The following is a 16,607-nucleotide window of genomic DNA, read 5'->3' as shown; positions in this document are numbered from 1 at the left end:
GAGTGCTCAATAAACGGATTGGCATGATGGTACGCCGATGCGGCCGAGGTGCACAAGAGCGTCGGGAAGACGATTCCGGTGGAGGGGCGCAGGTCGCTGAGGGTGAGTGCTCAGGCTCGCCAGGGCGAGAGGATGCTGTCGAGCACAGCGAGGTGCGCCTCGGCGCCGTGAGGTTCGGTGACCTCGAGCACCTGCTGCCCGTAGGTGATCGAACGCAGCAGCGACATGAGCGCATGCTTCGGCGTCGTGGGTGACAGCTCGCCGTCGGCGACGGCTTCGTCGAGGGACTCGCTGATGCCGTCCTGCCAGGTCGCGAAAGTCGGTGACCCCGCTTCCGGACTGGAGGCGAGTGCGGCGAGGCGGCCCCAGAACCCGACCACCACGTAGGCCTCGGTGCGCGTGCCGTCGTCGACGGGAAGGACCTCGCGCATGAGGGCGTCTAGCCTGGCCAGGCCGCGCAGCCCGGTGGTCGCCGACCTGATCCGCTCGTCGGTGCGGCGGGTGATCTCGGCCGCCGCGGCGCGCACGACATCGTCGAATCCGTCGAAGTAGTGCCAGAGCGATCCCGTCGCGACGCCGAGCTCCTTGGCCACGGCGCGAGAAGACACCGCCTCATGGCCGTCGCGTGCCGCCACGGCGAGCAGCGCCTCGGCGATCTGCCGTCGGCGCTCATCGTGATCTACGACGCGGGGCACAAGGCCATCCTGTCGCATCGCGCGGGGTCTGGCTATTTTGAGCGACTGATCAATATGATGCGGGTGTGGATCCGCTCCTCCCCGCAGCGCCGTGGCTGATGGCGCTCGCCGCCGTCGTCTCGGCCGCGGCATGCGTCGCCGCCTGGCGGGCTGTGCCGTGGCAGGGGAGGCAGAGCGCCCTGATCATGGCGGCGGCGATGATCGTGATCGCGGCTATGGACGGCGACGCGACGGTCGGACTCGCGCTCGGGACCGTCCTTCTCGTGTCGGCGATGCTCGGCACTGCCGGCGTGCGGGGAACGCCTGCGGCGGCGACGTGCTGCCACCGCGCCCTGGTGTCGCTCGTGATGGCGATCTGCTCGTTCGAGAGCCTGTCGACGGGCGAATCCCCGGTCGAGGCCGGCGGCCACGGCGGCCACGGACTCGACGGGCTGTTGTCGGCGCTCGTCATCATCGGGGTCGTCGGGGTGGTGCTCTGGTCGGTCGTCTCAGAGTGGGTGCTCGTTCCCGTGCACCAGGGGCGTACTGCCCGTCTGCTCAGGGTCGAGTCGTGGGCGATGGCCGCCGGAGTCACCGTGATGTGCCTGGGGTACTGACGGGCGACGAGCTCCGTTATCGGCGGGAGGCATCAGTGCGCGCCGCCGAACTCGATCAGCACCACACCCAGGGCGATCAGCGCGACGCCGATCGCCATCATGACTGAGAAGTGATCCTTGAAGATCACTCGACCCAGGATCGCCGTGATGGCGACACCGGCGGCGGCCCACACGCCGTAGGCGACACCCACAGGCATTCCCATCGCCAGGATCGTGCCGAGCAGTGTGAATGCGGCGAGGTATCCGACGACGATCACCGGGATCCATCGCTTTCGTCGCAGGCCCTCCGATGCGCGCAGGCTGAGAGTCGCGGTCACCTCGCTCGCGATCGCGAGGACGAGGAGCGCCCAGATCACGACGCCGCCTCGGCCGGTGCCTCGCGCGTGTGGGATCCGAGCTCGACGAGCAGCACGCCCATGACGATCGCCCCGATCCCGATGATCTGCACCGTTCCGAGCAGCTCACCGAAGAGCACCGTGCCCATGATCGCGGTGAGCACGACGCCGATGGCTGACCAGATGCCGTACGCCACACCCACCGGCATCCCGCGGTCGAGCACGATCGACAGCAGCCACAACGAGCCCGTGTAGCCGATCACGACGGGGATCAGCCACAGCGGATGGGCGAAGCCCTCGGCGGCGCGCAACGACAAGGTGGCACTGACCTCGAGAACGATCGCGATCAGCAGCGGCGGCCAGGCCGATCTGCGAGGGCGAGCTGTCATCGGGGGCCTTTCGACGAGGTGTGCGTGGGGGCGTGGGGGAGAACGCGTCGGATGCTCGCACGATTCCCTGTCGCGCAGGTGAACGGCGGGCGGGAGGCCGCGATTTCGGAACACTCTCGCACGGCGCGTACCCTGGGGTGCATCCCCCGAAGCTCACCCGGCAATCTCGCGCGCCGGCGACCTCGGCGCGCTCACACATGCAAGGACGCAGATGAACGTTACCGCCGCACCCCACGACGACTGGACGGCGAGAGAAGAGCTGGCCGAGCGGATGATCCCGCTGATCGGCGCTCTCAAGCGCGAGCGCGACGTGGTCACCTCGCTCCACGGACACCGACTGCTGGGGCTCTCCGCCACGGGCATCGTCGAGGTGCACGACCGGGTCGCGCAGCTCGGGCACGAACGCCTCGAGGTCGATGAGACCCTCGCCGTGCTCGAGGGCGTCCATGAGCTGGCGCCAGGCGCATCCTCTCTCGATCTCGCCCGCCTCGTCGCAGAGCACGCCGACAGCGGCCTGACACTCGACGCCTACCTGGCGGAGGCGCTCGCGCCCGCTGTCGGGGCGATCGCTGCCGCACCCACCGACGTCGTGCTCTACGGATTCGGCCGCATCGGCCGGCTGCTCGCCCGCATCCTCATCGCCCACAACGGCGGAGGCAGCGGTCTGCGCCTGCGAGCGATCATCGTGCGCCGCGGCTCGGACAACGACCTCGTCAAGCGCGCCTCGCTGCTGCTGCGCGACTCGGTGCACGGCCGCTTCGCGGGCTCCGTCACGGTCGACGAAGGCGCCGAGCAGATCATCGCGAACGGCACACGCATCCAGGTCATCTACTCCGATGACCCTTCGACGATCGACTACACCGCCTACGGGATCGACGACGCGATCGTCGTCGACAACACCGGACGCTGGCGCGACGAGGCGGGGCTCAGCCGCCACCTCGAGGCGACCGGCGTCGCGCGGGTGCTTCTCACCGCCCCGGGCAAGGGTGCGCTGAAGAACATCGTGCACGGGATCAACGACGGCACCATCGAACCCGACGACCGCATCATCACGGCCGCATCCTGCACCACGAACGCGATCACGCCCGTGCTCAAGGCGGTCGACGAGGCCTACGGAATCGTCCGGGGTCATGTCGAGACGGTGCACTCGTTCACCAACGATCAGAACCTGATCGACAACTTCCACAGCGGCGATCGTCGGGGTCGCTCGGCCGTGCTGAACATGGTGATCACCGAGACGGGAGCCGCGAAAGCCGTCGCACGAGCGCTCCCGGAGCTCGAGGGCAAGCTCACCGGTTCCGCGATCCGGGTGCCCACTCCCGATGTCTCGCTGGCCGTGCTGCACCTGAGCCTCGAGCGCCCTGCGGTCAAGGACGAGCTCAACGACTATCTGCGCCGTGTCTCGCTGCACTCGAAGCTGCGCCAGCAGATCGACTACGTCGAGAGCCCGGAGGTCGTCTCCACGGACTTCGTCGGATCGCACCGCGCCGGGATCGTCGACGGGCTCGCGACCATCGCGAACGAGACGGACGTGGTCCTGTACGTCTGGTACGACAACGAGTACGGGTACTCCTGCCAGGTGATCCGGGTGCTCGAGGTCATGGCAGGGTCGCACCCGATCGTGCTCCCGGAGCGTCGTGAGGTCACGCTGCACGGGTGAGTGCGCGATGTCGGCTCTCCCCGACATGATGAGGACATGAAGACCTCGACTCTGCTCGCCGAGCGGCTCCGTTCGCATCGGCTCAGTGCGCCTGCGCGCACGGTGGTCGACGCCGCGTCGCACATGCTCGCGGTGCAGAGTCAGGACTTCACCGCAGGGCGCTGGGCCCTGGCCGCACGAACACGCGGCGAACCGACACTGAGTGCGGTCGATCGCGCCTTCGCCCGGGGTGACCTGGTGCGTGCCTGGACCATGCGAGGAACGCTCCACATCATTCCGGCACGTGACCTCCGCTGGGTGCTTTCGGTGACCGCCGAGCGCCAGCGCGCACAGGCGGCGGGCAGGCGGCGCGATCTCGGCATCGACGGGGCGATGGTCGCAGCCGTCGTGGCGGCAGCGGTGCCGCGTCTTCGTGACGGCGGCCTCACGCGGGCCGAGATGTTCGACGTCTTCACCGGTATCGGCATCGACCCGAGCGGGCAGCGGGGCATCCACCTGCTGAGCGAGATGACCCTCGACGGTCTGATCTGTCAGGGGCCGGTCGTCGAGCGGGACGGCGTGGGGCGGGAACAGCGATTCGTCCTGGTCGAGCAGCACCTCCGCGAGCACGCGACGCCCGAAGATCCGCTCGCAGAGCTCTTCGTGCGGTACATCGACGGGCACGGTCCCGCCGGGGTCGACGACTTCGCCTGGTGGTCGGGGCTCACTCTCGGGCAGTCGCGTGAGGCGCTCACCCGCGCGCGGGGAAGAGTGGCGGAGGTCGATGACGGGGTGTTCGTCTCGACCGTCCGACCGCGACGTTCTTCGGGCGCGGCGTACGTGCGGGCGCTCGGGGCCTTCGACGAGTACTACATCTCGTACGCCGATCGCACAGCGGTGTGCGCCCCCGAGCACCTCGCACTGGTGGGGCCCGGGAAGAACGGCATGGTGCGCGCGACGATCGTCTCGGACGGCCGGGTGGTCGGATGCTGGACGCACGCGAGTGCGTCGCTCGGGTCTCCGCCGGAGCTGTTTGCACCGGCGGCCGGCGGGCACGTCGCAGACGAGGAGGCGGTGCGTGCGGCGCTCGCGCGGTTCACCCGCTTCCTCGACGGGTGAGCCGTCGGGCGGTCGCCGTCACTCGCTCGCGTGCCGCCCGAGGAAGTTGTAGACCTCGTTGTCGTCGACGCCGGGGAAGGCCCCGCGGGGGAGCGGCGAGAACATGTGCGTGTGCACGCGTGCGCTCGGCCAGGCCTTGCCGTTCCAGCGCTCGGTGAGATCAGCCGAGGGGCGCCGGCAGCAGGCCTCATCAGGACACGTCGACACGGCGCGGTCCGTCGTCTCGCGCCCGCGCCACCAGCGGGCGTCGTCGAAGGGCACGCCCACCGTGATCGAGAACTCGCCGTCGGTCGCGGCGCCGGTCTGGGTGGAGCACCAGAAAGTGCCCGACGGCGTGTCCGTGTACTGGTGATGTTCGTTCGTCCGGTTCTGCTGAGTGAACGCTGCGCGTGCCTGGAACTTTCGGCACACACGCTGACCCTCCACGGCGCCGGTGACGTCCATCGGCAGCGGGAGGTCGTCGTTCTCGTACACCCGTGTGATCGCTCCGGTGCCGTCGACGCGGAGGAAGTGCAGCGACATGCCGAGGTGCTGCGTGAGCAGGTTCGTCATGCGCATGCCCGCGGCCTCGTGCGTGACGCCGAACGCGTCGCGGAAGTCCTCCACCGCGAGGTTGCGGTCCTTCTTCGCCTGCTGCAGGAAGGCCACCGAGGCCGTCTCGGGCATCAGACAGGACGCCGCGAAGTAGTTGATCTCGAGACGCTGCTGCAAGAAGTCGGCATAGTCGGTGGGTGGGGTGTGCCCGAGCAGGCGGTGCGCCATGGCCTGCAGCGCCATCGACCGCAGACCGTGGCCGCCGGGGATCGACGCCGGCGGCAGGTAGATGCGGCCGTTCTCGAGATCGGTCACCGACCTCGTCGAGTGCGGCAGGTCGTTGACGTAGATCAACTCGAAACCGAGCTTGTCGGCCATGATGCTCACCGTGCGGTGGGTCAGAGCGCCCTGCACGTGCCCGGCCGAGCGCAGCTGCTTCTCTGCGAGCTTCTCGATGTCGCCGAGGTAGTTGTGCTGCGCCCGCATTCGCAGCCGCAGCTCCGTGTTGGCCCGTCGCGCCTCCTCGGGCGTCGCGATCGCCTCGCGTTCTCGTCGCTGCAGCTCGCGGTGCAGTCCGAGCATCGACTCGATGGTCTCGTCGCTCATGCCCTTGGTGACGCGCACGGGCGCGACGCCGAGCTGACGGAACACCGGGCTCTCCTGCGCACGTTCGAGCTCGATCTCCAGCGCCGCACGGCGGTTCGGCGGCTCGCCCGAGATGAGATCCGTCACCTGTGTGTCCGTGGCCTGCGCGATGGCCTGAAGCAGGGAGAGCTTGGGTTCGCGCTTGCCGTTCTCGATCAGGCTCAGCTGCGAGCCGGCCACGCCGACGAGTGCGCCGAGCTCATCGAGTGTGAACCCCTTCTCGAGGCGGTGGTGTCTGATGCGGTGACCGAGAGTCGCGAGGTGGATGCCGGAAGGAGCCATTCCTTGATCTTAGCGAAAGAACCGTCATTCTTATCGGCCTGAATGGCGGAAAGTCGTCCTTCAACCGGAAGAAGATGGAACAAACGCCCCTCACTTCAAAGGAGTAGTCATGGCGATCGCCGAAGTCTTCACCCCCCGAGCAGCATCCGTCGCACCGGTGCGCACCTTCGGGACGGCTCCGACGTATGACACCCCCGCGATGGCGGAGCTCACCGCGTGGGTCCACGAGATCGCCACGCTCACGCAACCGGCCTCGATCCACTGGGTCGACGGTTCGCGCGCCGAGAACGACTGGCTGCTGCGCGGCCTGGTCGACGAGGGCAAGCTCATCAAGCTCAATCCCGAGTGGCGCCCCGGCTCGTACCTCGCCCGCTCGCACCCCAGCGACGTCGCCCGCACCGAGGGCCGCACCTTCATCTCGTCGGAGAGCGAAGAAGACGCCGGCCCCACGAACAACTGGGCCCCGCCGGCCGAGATGCGCGAGAAGATGAACCAGATCTTCGAGGGATCGATGCGCGGTCGCACGATGTTCGTCGTCCCGTTCTCGATGGGGCCTGTCGGAGGCCCGCTCTCGCACATCGGCGTCCAGGTCACGGACAGCGCCTACGCTGTCGCATCCATCGGCATCATGACCCGTGTCGGCGATGCCGTGACCCGTCAGATCGCCGACGGAGCGCCGTGGGTCAAGACGGTCCACTCGGTCGGAGCGCCGCTCGCCGCGGGTGAGCCCGACGTCGAGTGGCCCTGCAACGACGACAAGTACATCGTGCACTTCCCCGAGACGCTCGAGGTCTACTCGTTCGGCTCGGGCTACGGCGGCAACGCGATCCTGGCGAAGAAGTGCTTCGCTCTGCGCATCGCCTCGGTCATCGCCCGCGACGAGGGCTGGCTCGCCGAGCACATGCTGCTCATCCGGGTGATCGACCCCTCGGGCAAGGCCTACCACGTCGCTGCGGCATTCCCCTCGGCCTGCGGCAAGACGAACCTCGCCATGCTGCGACCGACCATCCCCGGGTGGCGCGTCGAGACTCTCGGCGACGACATCGCGTGGATCCGCCCGGGTGAGGACGGTCGCCTCTGGGCGATCAACCCCGAGGCCGGCTTCTTCGGTGTCGCACCCGGCACGGGCGAGTCGACCAACGTGACGGCCGTCGAGACCCTGTGGGGCAACACGATCTTCACCAACGTCGCGCTGCGCCCCGACGGAGACGTGTGGTGGGAGGGGCTGACCGATCAGGCGCCCGCGCACCTCGTCGACTGGGAGGGCAACGACTGGACGCCGGACTCCGACCGCCCGGCCGCGCACCCGAATTCGCGCTTCACGGTCTCGGCCGCACAGTGCCCGCAGATCTCCGAGGACTGGGAAGAGGCGGTGCCGCTCGACGTCATCCTCTTCGGCGGACGCCGCGCGACCAACGTGCCGCTCGTCGTCGAGGCGACCGACTGGACGCACGGCGTGTTCCTCGGGTCCAACATCTCGTCCGAGCGCACGGCTGCGGCCGAGGGCACCGTCGGCGAGCTGCGCCGCGATCCGTTCGCGATGCTCCCGTTCTGCGGCTACAACATGGCCGACTACTTCGGCCACTGGCTCAAGGTCGGCCGGGGACTGCGTTTCGACCGCGCACCGCGCATCTTTCAGGTCAACTGGTTCCGTCGGGGCTCCGACGGCCGGTTCCTGTGGCCCGGATTCGGCGACAACTCGCGCGTCGTCGACTGGATCATCCGCCGCATCTCCGGCGAGGTGTCCACCGTCGACAGCCCGATCGGTCGTCTGCCGATCGTCTCGGACCTCAACCTCGACGGCATCGAGGTTCCCGAGGCTGATCTCGACGAGCTGTTCGCGGTCGACACCGAGGCGTGGAAGACCGAGGCCGACCTGACGGAGGAGTTCTACGACACCTTCGGCGAGAAGGTGCCGGCCGCACTCCGCGCCGAGCTGGCATCGCTGCGCTACAGGCTCGACAAGGCCTGACACAGACCGGCGCCGGTTCGGGGGAGCCGGCGCCTCATCCCTCCCAGACCCGCGAAGGCGGGACGTCAGAGACGAACCCATGGCTGAGTGGTCTCCGGCATCCCGCCTTCGCGTATTTCTCTGCCTGACAGGCCTGTGAGAAGGACAGCCGCGTGATCAGGCGAGCAGCTGATGCCGCGCGAGGTCGCGATACAGCGGCGTCGACTCCACGAGCTCGGCGTGCGTGCCCTGACCGACGACGACACCGTCCTGCAGCACGACGATGAGGTCGCTGTCGACGACGGTCGACAGTCGGTGCGCGATCACGATCAGCGTGCGGTCGGTCGAGACCGCATCGATCGCCTCGCGCATGCGCTGCTCATTGACCCCGTCGAGCGACGAGGTGGACTCGTCCAGCAGCAAGATCGGGGCGTCGGTCAGCAGCGCGCGCGCGATCGCGAGGCGCTGGCGCTCGCCTCCCGAGAGCATGACGCCGTCCTCGCCGACCGGTGCCTCGAGACCGAGGGGATCGCGCTCGAGCACGTCGCCCAGGTTGACGGCACGCAGCACCTGTTCGCACTCGGCATCGGAGGCGTCGGGGGAGGCGAGTCGAAGGTTGTCGGCGAGGGTCCCGGCGAGCGTCGGCGCATCCTGTTCGACGTAGCCGAACTGCGCGCGCAGCTCGTCACGAGGGTAGGTGCGGGCGTCGTGCCCATAGAGGCGGATCGAACCGCCCGTGGGGTCGTAGAACCGCTCGACGAGCGACAGGATCGTGCTCTTCCCGGCACCGCTGGGGCCGACGAGCGCCACGCGTGCGCCTCGCGGCACCGCGAACGACACTCCGCGCAGAACCTCGCGCTCGGACGCGGTCTGAGCGTCGTCGGCGGACTCGAGGTGCGCATCGGCGAGCAGCGTCTGCGCCTCCTTGGCGGCGGCCTGGCGGGCAGCGACCACGTTCTCCGGATACCGGAAGCGCACATCGCGGAACTCGATGGCCGGAGCGTCGGAGTCGGGGGCATCGCGCGTGAAGGAGGAGGCGGTCTCGGCATCGTGCTGCGTCTCTGTCGGCAGGTTCAGCACCTCCTGGATGCGGCCGAGTGCCCCGAGCGCCTGGTTCACCGAGGTGATCGCTCCGAAGGTGGTGGCGAGCGGCATCACGAGCATGAACAGGAACATGATGAACGTGATCAGGGAGGCGATCGTGATCGTGCCGGCCGCGACACGGAATCCGCCGACACCGAGGACGACGAGCAGCGACACCTGCAGTGCGACACCGGCGATCGGCACGACGAGCGAGGAGATCTTCGCGATCCGCACGCCGATGCCGTACGCCTCGGAGGCGAGCGTCGACACGGACTCGGTCTCGCGCTCGGTGGCGCCGGACGCGCGCACGGTGCGGATCGAGCCCACAGCCCGCTCGACTCCGGAGGCGAGTTCGCCGACCTTCTCCTGCTGCGCGGTGGACGCTGTGCGGATGCGGCCGCTGAGCGCGGTCACGACCACCACCGAGATGCCGATCACGACGACGATCAACAGGAGCAGGACGGGGTCGATCACGAGCATCGCGATCAGCGCGCCCAGGAACAGGATGGCGCTGCCGACGGCATCCGCGAGCCCCTGAGTGAGCACGGCGTACAGCAGTGTGGTGTCGGTGCCGACCCGCGAGACGAGGTCGCCGGTGCGCCGCGCGTCGAACTCGCTGATCGGCAGGTGCAGGATGCGGGAGATCAGCTTGCGCCTGCTGGAGTACACGACGGCGGTGCCGGTGCGCTGCAGGAGGTAGTGCTGGTAACCCGAGATGATCGACGAGACCACCACGAGCCCGACGAGCACCCACACGAGGACGCCGAGGCCCTGATCGGACTGCACGGCTTCGATCAGCTGGCCGACGAGCAGCGGCTGCGCGAGCGACGTGGCAGCGCCGAACACGCTGAGCACCGCGACGACGATGAGCGTGCGCTTGTGCTCGAAGAGGAAGGGGAGGAGCTGGCGGAAAGTGGCGCGCGGACCATCCTGCGGCGCGCCGCGTCCGCGTCGGCGTGACGTCGCCGTGCTGGACATGCGGAACCTCGTTCTGAAAGGGGTAGTTCGACCGTACTTCGTGCAGGGGCGAATTCTGTGGATGGGCTGTATGCGCCTCAGCGCTTGCCGAACCGGCGGTGCACCGCCTGCTTGGTCACGCCGAGTGCGCTGGCGATCGCCTGCCACGAATAGCCGAGGTTGCGCGCTCGGCGCACCTGGGCCTCCTCGGACCGGGCGAGCTCTGTGCGGAGCGCCGCGAGGCGGTGGAGCTCGGAGAGCGGCTCTCCGCCGTCGTCCTGTGCCAGTGCTGTCTCGATCGTCATGAGGGGCCTCCGGCGTCAATCATTGTTGACTCGGCGCGGTTTGTCAATTCATGTTGACGAGCGCTTGAGGCTTCGCGGTGCGAGACTGGGCGGATGCTGGCTGCACCGAAACCCGTCCCCGGCGACAGGATCGCCGTCCTCTCACCCGCGTTCGCCGCGCCCGCGGTCGCGCCGGAGCTCCACGAGCAGGCGATGCGCCGGCTTCAGGACCTCACCGGACTCGTGCCCGTCGAATACGCGACGACGCGTCAGCTCGACGCGAGCCCGGAGGCTCGCGCGGCCGATGTGAACGCCGCGTTCGCAGACCCCGGCATCCGGGCGATCCTCGCGACGATCGGCGGTGATGATCAGATCCTGGTGGTGCCGCACCTCGACGCCGCGCTCGCGCAGGCCGACCCCAAGCCCTTCCTCGGGTACAGCGACAACACGAACATCCTGAACTGGCTCTGGGGCCTCGGCATCCGCAGCTACCACGGCGGGTCCACCGCGGTGCATCTCGGTCCCGGGCCCGCAGTCGACGACGTGCACCTGCGGTCGCTTCGCGCGGCGCTGCTCAACGGTGGCACGGTCGAGATCACGGAACCCGGCGAGTCGGAGGACAACGGACGGCGCTGGCAGGATCCCCTCGCGCTCTCGGAGTACGGCGACCGGATCGCGACCGAGGAATGGGCCTGGTCGGGCCCCGCATCGCGGGTCGAGGGACGCACGTGGGGTGGATGTCTCGAGGTCATCGACGGGCTCGCACTCGCCGACCGGCTGCCGACCGCCTACGACCTCCGCGGCGGCATCCTGCTGCTGGAGACGAGCGAGGAGCGCCCGCCCGCGAGCTGGGTCGGCCGGTGGATGCGGGGACTGGGAGAACGCGGGATCCTCGACGCGGTCGCGGGGGTCGTCGTCGCGCGTCCGCCCGTGAGCGACTTCGATTTCCTGCCGTCACACGACGAGGGCGACGCCCTTCGCGCGGCGCAGCGAGATGTCGTGATCGAGACGGTCTCCCGCTACAACCCGGACGCAGTCGTCTGCGTCGGTGTGCCCTTCGGGCATACGCGCCCCCAGTGGATCCTGCCGTACGGCGGAACCATGGTTCTCGACGGAGCCACGCGCACGGTCACGGCCTCGTACTGAGCGCGACGTCCCCGAATCGACGACGCTGAATCGACGTCACCGAATCGACGACCACCGCGAGAATCCGAAAGGGCGGCACCTCCCGAGGAGGTGCCGCCCTTTCGCCTGTGGGGACGTGTCAGAGTTCGACGGCCGCGGCGATGCCGAGGTCTTCGTCGTAGTCGTTGTCCTTGGTCTCCTTCGAGAGCAGCAGTGCGATGAAGGTCAGCACGCCCATCGCCGACAGGTACAGGCCGACGAGCCAGGGTGCTCCGTCGCCGAGCTCCCAGAGCCAGAGGGCGATGAGCGGGGCCACGGCCGCACCGAGGATCGACGACACGTTGTACGAGATCGCGGATCCCGTGTAGCGGACGTTCGTCGGGAAGAGCTCCGGAAGCAGCGCGCCCATCGGGCCGAACGTCGCGCCCATGAGCATGAAGCCGAACACGAGGAAGGCCTGCGCCAGAGCGCCGGTGAACTTCGGGTCCATCGCCGGGAGCAGGAAGGCGTTGAACGTGAAGCCGAACACGATGATGAGCCCGGTGACCCACAGCAGCAGCTTGCGGCGGCCGATCGCATCCGCGATCGGGCCGGAGAGCAGGGTGAAGATCCCGAAGAACACGACGCCCACGATCTGCATGAGCACGAAGTCGGTGTAGCCGAATCCGAGACCGGGATAGAACTGGGCAGCGAACGCCGACGCGTCGAAGTCCTTGCCGGTCGCCTCCGCCGCGGCCTGTGCGGCGGCGGACGCCGTCTCGAGGGTGGCCGGCTTTGTGCCGTACGCGAGGGTGAAGTTCGTCATCAGGTAGAAGAGGACGTACGTCGCCAGCATGATGAACGTGCCGAGGATCAGCTGCTTCCAGTGGTGGCGGAAGACGGTCGCGAGCGGCAGTTTGCGGATCGCCCCCTTCTTCTCGGCCTTCTTGAACGTGTCGGACTCGACGAGCTTCAGTCGCACCCACAGGCCGATGATGACCATCACGGCGGAGAACAGGAACGGGATGCGCCAGCCCCACGACAGGAACGCCTCGGACTTGAGTGCGGGGTTCTCGGCGTGCGGCAGCAGCCAGTTGATGCCGAGGAACAGGAAGTTGGCGATGATGAAGCCGAGCGGGGCTCCGAGCTGCGGGAACGTGCCGTACCAGGCGCGCTTGCCGGCCGGAGCGTTCTCGGTGGCGACGAGAGCCGCACCCGACCACTCGCCACCGAGCGCAAAGCCCTGCGCCAGACGCATGATCAGCAGCAGCAGGGCGGCCCACCAGCCGATCTGCTGGAACGTGGGGAGGAGTCCGATGATGAACGTCGCGATGCCCATCGTCAGAAGCGAGGCGACGAGCGTGGCCTTGCGTCCGAACTTGTCGCCGAAGTGTCCGAACACCACCGCGCCGATCGGGCGAGCGACCATCGCGGCGCCGAAGACGGCGAACGACGAGAGCAGCGATGTGGTGTCGTTGCCGGTGGGGAAGAACAGCACCGGGAAGACGAGAACGGCCGCGGTCGCGTACGCGTAGAAGTCGTAGAACTCGATCGTGGTGCCGACGAGGCTCGCCGTGATGACGCGCGAGCGCGGATTCGCGGGCGCTGTGGTCGTACTCATACTGCTCCTTAGTTCCGAGTGCCCGGTATACCGAGGCACCGAGAGATCCTACGCCTTCCTGAGCGTTTGCTGTGTACGTGTGACGGCGGTCCGGGGCGCGGCGTGCGTAGAGTCGAAAAGGATGCGGGACGCTGCGAGATCGGAGAGACCATGACGACACGTCTGCTGCTGCTCGCGGACACGCACGTGCCGGCACGAGCCAAGCGCCTGCCGGATGCCGTGCTGCGTGCGGTCGACGACTCCGACATCGTCGTGCATGCCGGCGACTGGGTCGACGTCGCGACGCTCGACCTGCTCGAGTCGCGCTCGAGGATGCTGCACGGTGTCTTCGGCAACAACGACGGTCCCGACCTGCGTGAGCGTCTGCCCGAGATCGCCCGGTTCACGGTCGAAGAGGTCGACGTGGCGGTGGTGCACGAGACAGGGTCGAAGCAGCGTCGCGAGGAGCGGATGGACGCCGCATTCCCCGCGGTGGACCTGCTCGTGTTCGGGCACTCCCACATTCCGTGGGACACCGTCGCCCCGTCGGGGATGCGGCTGCTCAATCCCGGCTCGCCCACCGATCGTCGTCGCCAGCCGGTCTGCACGATGATGACGGTCACGATCGACGGCGGACGGATCGACGCGACGCTGGTGCCGATCGAATGACCGCCGCACGTCGCGCGGGCGAACACGTCGAGGTTCCCGCGGTGCACCGCGCCCCGATGCGGTCGCGCGATGACGGAGTGAGCGAGGGGCTCGCGGTCGACCGCGCACTGCGGATCGGGGTCTGCGGAGTCGGGGGTCGCCTCGACCGCATCCCCGGATCGCCGACCGATGCGCTCGCCGCAGTCGATGCCGTCTACGGTGAGCGGACGGCCCGCCGTCTGGAGAGGTTCGTCTCCGCCTCCGAAGGATCCTTCGTCTGGACGCGCGACGTCGACGAAGTGCTGTGGCTGGGACGGATCACCGGACCCTGGCGCTACGACGCGTCGGGCGAGGCGCGAGATGTCGATCTCGTCCACGTGCGCGCGTGCGATTGGCTCGATCGTCCGGTCGAGCCGGCCGCGGTGCCGTCCGGTGTGCACGAGGCGTTCGCGCGTGGCGGCCGCAACTGGCAGAGCATCACCCGGGCCGACGCCGCTCGCCTCACCACCGCAATCTGGGAGGAGCGCCAGGGCGGATAGCGGGGCCGCTCAGTCGGTCTGGCGCAGGTCGCGGAGGATCTCGGCGTATCGGCCGAGGAAGGCGCGCTCGTCGAGTCGCTTGCGGCGGAGCCACGACGTGACCTCATCGTTGCGCTTGCTCGCGTTGCACGACCCGCACGCGGGCACCACGTTCTCGACGGTGTAGCGGCCACCTCGGGAGATCGGCATCACGCAGTCGCGTTGGAGCGCGATGTCGCGCGCTCCGCAATACGCGCATCCGCCCCAGGCCTCCTGCAGCGAGGCCCACTGCTGGGGGGTGAGGTCGTTGTCCGCCCTCGCCACGCGGCCCTGACGTCGCTTCGCATAGCGGGCGCGCGCAGCGGGCGTGGGGGTGGAGAACCTTCGGCGCGGCACAGACACACGGTACTGGGCGGATGCCGGGGCCGGCGCTCTATTCCTCTGTGTCGCCGAGAGCGAGTGCCGAGACGAAGTCCGCGGTCGCGTCGATCAGATGCTCCAGCTCGAGCACCACGAGTCTGTTCGCCCCCGCGACGGTCGCGGGCGACGGCACGAAGAGGGTGCGCTGCGGACCGTTGCGCCAATAGCGACCGAGGAAGAAACCGTTCACGAACGCGTACCCCTTGCTCCACGACGCGGTGTCGAGGAAGAGGTCGGCGGGGGAGTCCAGATCGAAGTCGCCCACCCACGCGGACGGTGTGCTTCCCGCGCCGCCCGACGGAGCCCCGCCGCGGGATGCGATCTCCGCCGCGATCTCCGCGACGTCGAGCGGAGTCGAGTGCCAACCGGTCAGCGGCGCGCCGTCGAGCGCAGGAGCCCCGATCAGACCCTTCTGCTCGCCGAGCCGGTGGTCGTAGTTCACGCGACCCTGTTCTTCGACGAGGATGCTGAGCGTGCGGCCGGCGGGGATCCTCAGCGCGCGGTCATGGCGTGTGCGGGACAGCGTGCCGACGGTCCGGCCATCGACGCTCACCCAGGCGAGGTCGCGAACCTCCTCGAGAACGAGCTGACCGCCGCGTCCACCGGGAAGCTCGAGGTCGTAGCGGACCAGAGCACTCAGGTGCTCCAGCTCGTCGAATGTTCGCGGAACCGAGGATGCGGGCGCCGACTCCGCGGCATCCGCCCACGAACCCGCGGGGTTCAGGGGCACGGAGAAGACCGGTGCCGCGGTGGCCGCGGCCGGGATCTCGTCGGGAACCGGTGCGTATCTGGCGATGACATCGCGGAACGCGAAGAACTTCGCCGTCGGGTTTCCGGCCTCGTCGAGAGGGGCGTCGTAGTCGTACGAGGTGACGATCGGCAGGTAGCGGCCCTTGTGGTTCGCACCGTTCGTGAGACCGAAGTTGGTGCCGCCGTGGAACATGTAGATGTTGACCGAGGCTCCCGCGGCGAGGAGCTCGTCGAGGTCGGCGGCCGCGGCATCCACGTCGGTGGTGTGGTGCACGCCTCCCCACCAGTCGAACCAGCCGTCCCAGAACTCCGAGCACATCAGCGGGCCCGTGGGCTGGTGGGTGCGCAGCGTGGCGAGGCGCTCGGCGCTGCGCGAGCCGAAGGATCCGGTCTTGTGCAGCTCGGGCAGGCTGCCGTCTGCCAGCATCCGATCGGTCGGCTGGTCGACCGTGGTGAGGGGCACGGTGATCCCCGACTCGCGGGTCAGCGCGACGAGTGCCTCGAGGTAGTCCTTGTCGGAGCCGTAGGCGCCGTATTCGTTCTCGATCTGCACCAGCACGACCGAGCCGCCGCGGTCGATCTGCCGCGGGGCGACGATCTCGTAGACGCGGCGCAGGTACTCGCTCACATCGAACAGGAAGGTCGGCTCAGAGGAGCGCAGCTCGCGCTCTCCCGCGGTGAGCCAGTTCGGAAGGCCGCCGTTGTGCCATTCGGCGCAGATGTACGGCCCGGGGCGGACGATCGCGTCCATCCCCTCGGCCTGGACGAGGTCGAGGAAACGTCCGAGGTCGTTCCAGCCCGAGGCATTCCATTCGCCGCGGCGCGGCTCGTGCGCGTTCCAGGCGACGTAGGTCTCGATCGTGTTGAGCCCCATCAGGCGGGCCTTGCGGATGCGGTCCTGCCACTGATCCGGGTGGATCCGGAAGTAGTGGAGGGCGCCGGCGATCACCTGATGGGGGCGCCCTGCGCGGAGGAAGTCTGTCTCGCCGATGGAGAAGGAGGTCACGATGAGGTGCTTTCGATGGGGAGGGCCGGACGGGGAACTGATCCCCGTCCGG

At 68.6% G+C, this 16,607-nt stretch carries 16 protein-coding genes; 7 read left to right on the top strand and 9 right to left on the bottom strand.

Annotation, left to right across the window (positions count from 1 at the left end; translation table 11 throughout):
• Positions 1–110: 110 nt before the first annotated feature.
• Positions 111–695: a TetR/AcrR family transcriptional regulator gene (locus ACQ4LY_RS18235; protein ID WP_431073833.1), complete on the bottom strand. Its 585-nt coding sequence runs from the start codon at positions 693–695 to the stop codon at positions 111–113.
• Between the two features lie 65 nt (positions 696–760).
• Here ACQ4LY_RS18235 and ACQ4LY_RS18230 point away from each other — a divergent pair, with 65 nt between their 5' ends.
• Positions 761–1,291, top strand: a complete 531-nt coding sequence (locus ACQ4LY_RS18230) for a hypothetical protein (protein ID WP_431073832.1) — start codon at positions 761–763, stop codon at positions 1,289–1,291.
• A gap of 32 nt (positions 1,292–1,323) precedes the next feature.
• Here the strand turns inward: ACQ4LY_RS18230 and ACQ4LY_RS18225 are convergent, their stop codons facing one another.
• A complete protein-coding gene (locus ACQ4LY_RS18225; protein WP_431073831.1) occupies positions 1,324–1,647 on the bottom strand; it encodes a DMT family transporter in 324 nt (107 codons plus the stop codon).
• The gene (locus ACQ4LY_RS18220) at positions 1,644–2,015 is read right to left on the bottom strand and encodes a DMT family transporter (protein WP_431073830.1); all 372 of its coding nucleotides are present in this window, start codon (positions 2,013–2,015) and stop codon (positions 1,644–1,646) included. Before ACQ4LY_RS18220 ends, ACQ4LY_RS18225 begins: the two co-directional genes overlap by 4 nt.
• A 211-nt stretch (positions 2,016–2,226) precedes the next feature.
• Here ACQ4LY_RS18220 and ACQ4LY_RS18215 point away from each other — a divergent pair, with 211 nt between their 5' ends.
• Positions 2,227–3,675, top strand: a complete 1,449-nt coding sequence (locus ACQ4LY_RS18215) for a glyceraldehyde-3-phosphate dehydrogenase (RefSeq protein ID WP_431073829.1) — start codon at positions 2,227–2,229, stop codon at positions 3,673–3,675.
• Positions 3,676–3,711: 36 nt separating this feature from the next.
• The gene (locus tag ACQ4LY_RS18210; RefSeq protein ID WP_431073828.1) at positions 3,712–4,773 is read left to right on the top strand and encodes a winged helix DNA-binding domain-containing protein; all 1,062 of its coding nucleotides are present in this window, start codon (positions 3,712–3,714) and stop codon (positions 4,771–4,773) included.
• Positions 4,774–4,791: 18 nt separating this feature from the next.
• Here the strand turns inward: ACQ4LY_RS18210 and ACQ4LY_RS18205 are convergent, their stop codons facing one another.
• Entirely contained in the window at positions 4,792–6,234 is a 1,443-nt protein-coding gene (locus ACQ4LY_RS18205) for a helix-turn-helix domain-containing protein (RefSeq protein WP_431073825.1), read from the bottom strand.
• A gap of 109 nt (positions 6,235–6,343) precedes the next feature.
• On the opposite strand from ACQ4LY_RS18205, the gene ACQ4LY_RS18200 reads away from it, so the two are divergent.
• The gene (locus ACQ4LY_RS18200) at positions 6,344–8,206 is read left to right on the top strand and encodes a phosphoenolpyruvate carboxykinase (GTP) (protein ID WP_431073823.1); all 1,863 of its coding nucleotides are present in this window, start codon (positions 6,344–6,346) and stop codon (positions 8,204–8,206) included.
• Between the two features lie 156 nt (positions 8,207–8,362).
• Here the strand turns inward: ACQ4LY_RS18200 and ACQ4LY_RS18195 are convergent, their stop codons facing one another.
• Entirely contained in the window at positions 8,363–10,246 is a 1,884-nt protein-coding gene (locus ACQ4LY_RS18195) for an ABC transporter ATP-binding protein (protein ID WP_431073821.1), read from the bottom strand.
• Positions 10,247–10,323: 77 nt separating this feature from the next.
• Positions 10,324–10,530: an AsnC family protein gene (locus ACQ4LY_RS18190; protein WP_431073819.1), complete on the bottom strand. Its 207-nt coding sequence runs from the start codon at positions 10,528–10,530 to the stop codon at positions 10,324–10,326.
• A 93-nt stretch (positions 10,531–10,623) separates the two neighbouring features.
• Here ACQ4LY_RS18190 and ACQ4LY_RS18185 point away from each other — a divergent pair, with 93 nt between their 5' ends.
• Positions 10,624–11,655, top strand: coding sequence for a S66 family peptidase (locus ACQ4LY_RS18185; protein ID WP_431073817.1), 1,032 nt, complete (start codon positions 10,624–10,626; stop codon positions 11,653–11,655).
• A gap of 118 nt (positions 11,656–11,773) precedes the next feature.
• On the opposite strand, the gene ACQ4LY_RS18180 is transcribed toward ACQ4LY_RS18185, so the two are convergent.
• Entirely contained in the window at positions 11,774–13,234 is a 1,461-nt protein-coding gene (locus ACQ4LY_RS18180) for an MFS transporter (RefSeq protein WP_431073815.1), read from the bottom strand.
• 150 nt (positions 13,235–13,384) lie between these two features.
• Between ACQ4LY_RS18180 and ACQ4LY_RS18175 the strand changes: the two genes are divergently transcribed.
• Both ACQ4LY_RS18175 and ACQ4LY_RS18170 read left to right on the top strand, forming a co-directional pair.
• Complete coding sequence (locus tag ACQ4LY_RS18175) at positions 13,385–13,882, top strand: metallophosphoesterase family protein (RefSeq protein ID WP_431073813.1); 498 nt, start codon at positions 13,385–13,387, stop codon at positions 13,880–13,882.
• Complete coding sequence (locus ACQ4LY_RS18170) at positions 13,879–14,400, top strand: GAF domain-containing protein (RefSeq protein WP_431073811.1); 522 nt, start codon at positions 13,879–13,881, stop codon at positions 14,398–14,400. Before ACQ4LY_RS18175 ends, ACQ4LY_RS18170 begins: the two co-directional genes overlap by 4 nt.
• Before the next feature lie 9 nt (positions 14,401–14,409).
• Here ACQ4LY_RS18170 and ACQ4LY_RS18165 read toward each other — a convergent pair whose 3' ends face one another.
• Entirely contained in the window at positions 14,410–14,775 is a 366-nt protein-coding gene (locus ACQ4LY_RS18165) for an HNH endonuclease (protein WP_431073809.1), read from the bottom strand.
• 37 nt (positions 14,776–14,812) lie between these two features.
• Positions 14,813–16,555, bottom strand: coding sequence for a glycoside hydrolase family 35 protein (locus ACQ4LY_RS18160; protein WP_431073807.1), 1,743 nt, complete (start codon positions 16,553–16,555; stop codon positions 14,813–14,815).
• Positions 16,556–16,607: the final 52 nt, after the last annotated feature.

It is taken from the genome of Microbacterium phyllosphaerae (assembly GCF_050628115.1).
Taxonomy (GTDB): Bacteria; Actinomycetota; Actinomycetes; order Actinomycetales; family Microbacteriaceae; genus Microbacterium; species Microbacterium phyllosphaerae_A.
The sequence above is the reverse complement of the archived record's forward strand: the minus strand, read 5'-3'. Positions and strand labels throughout refer to the sequence as shown.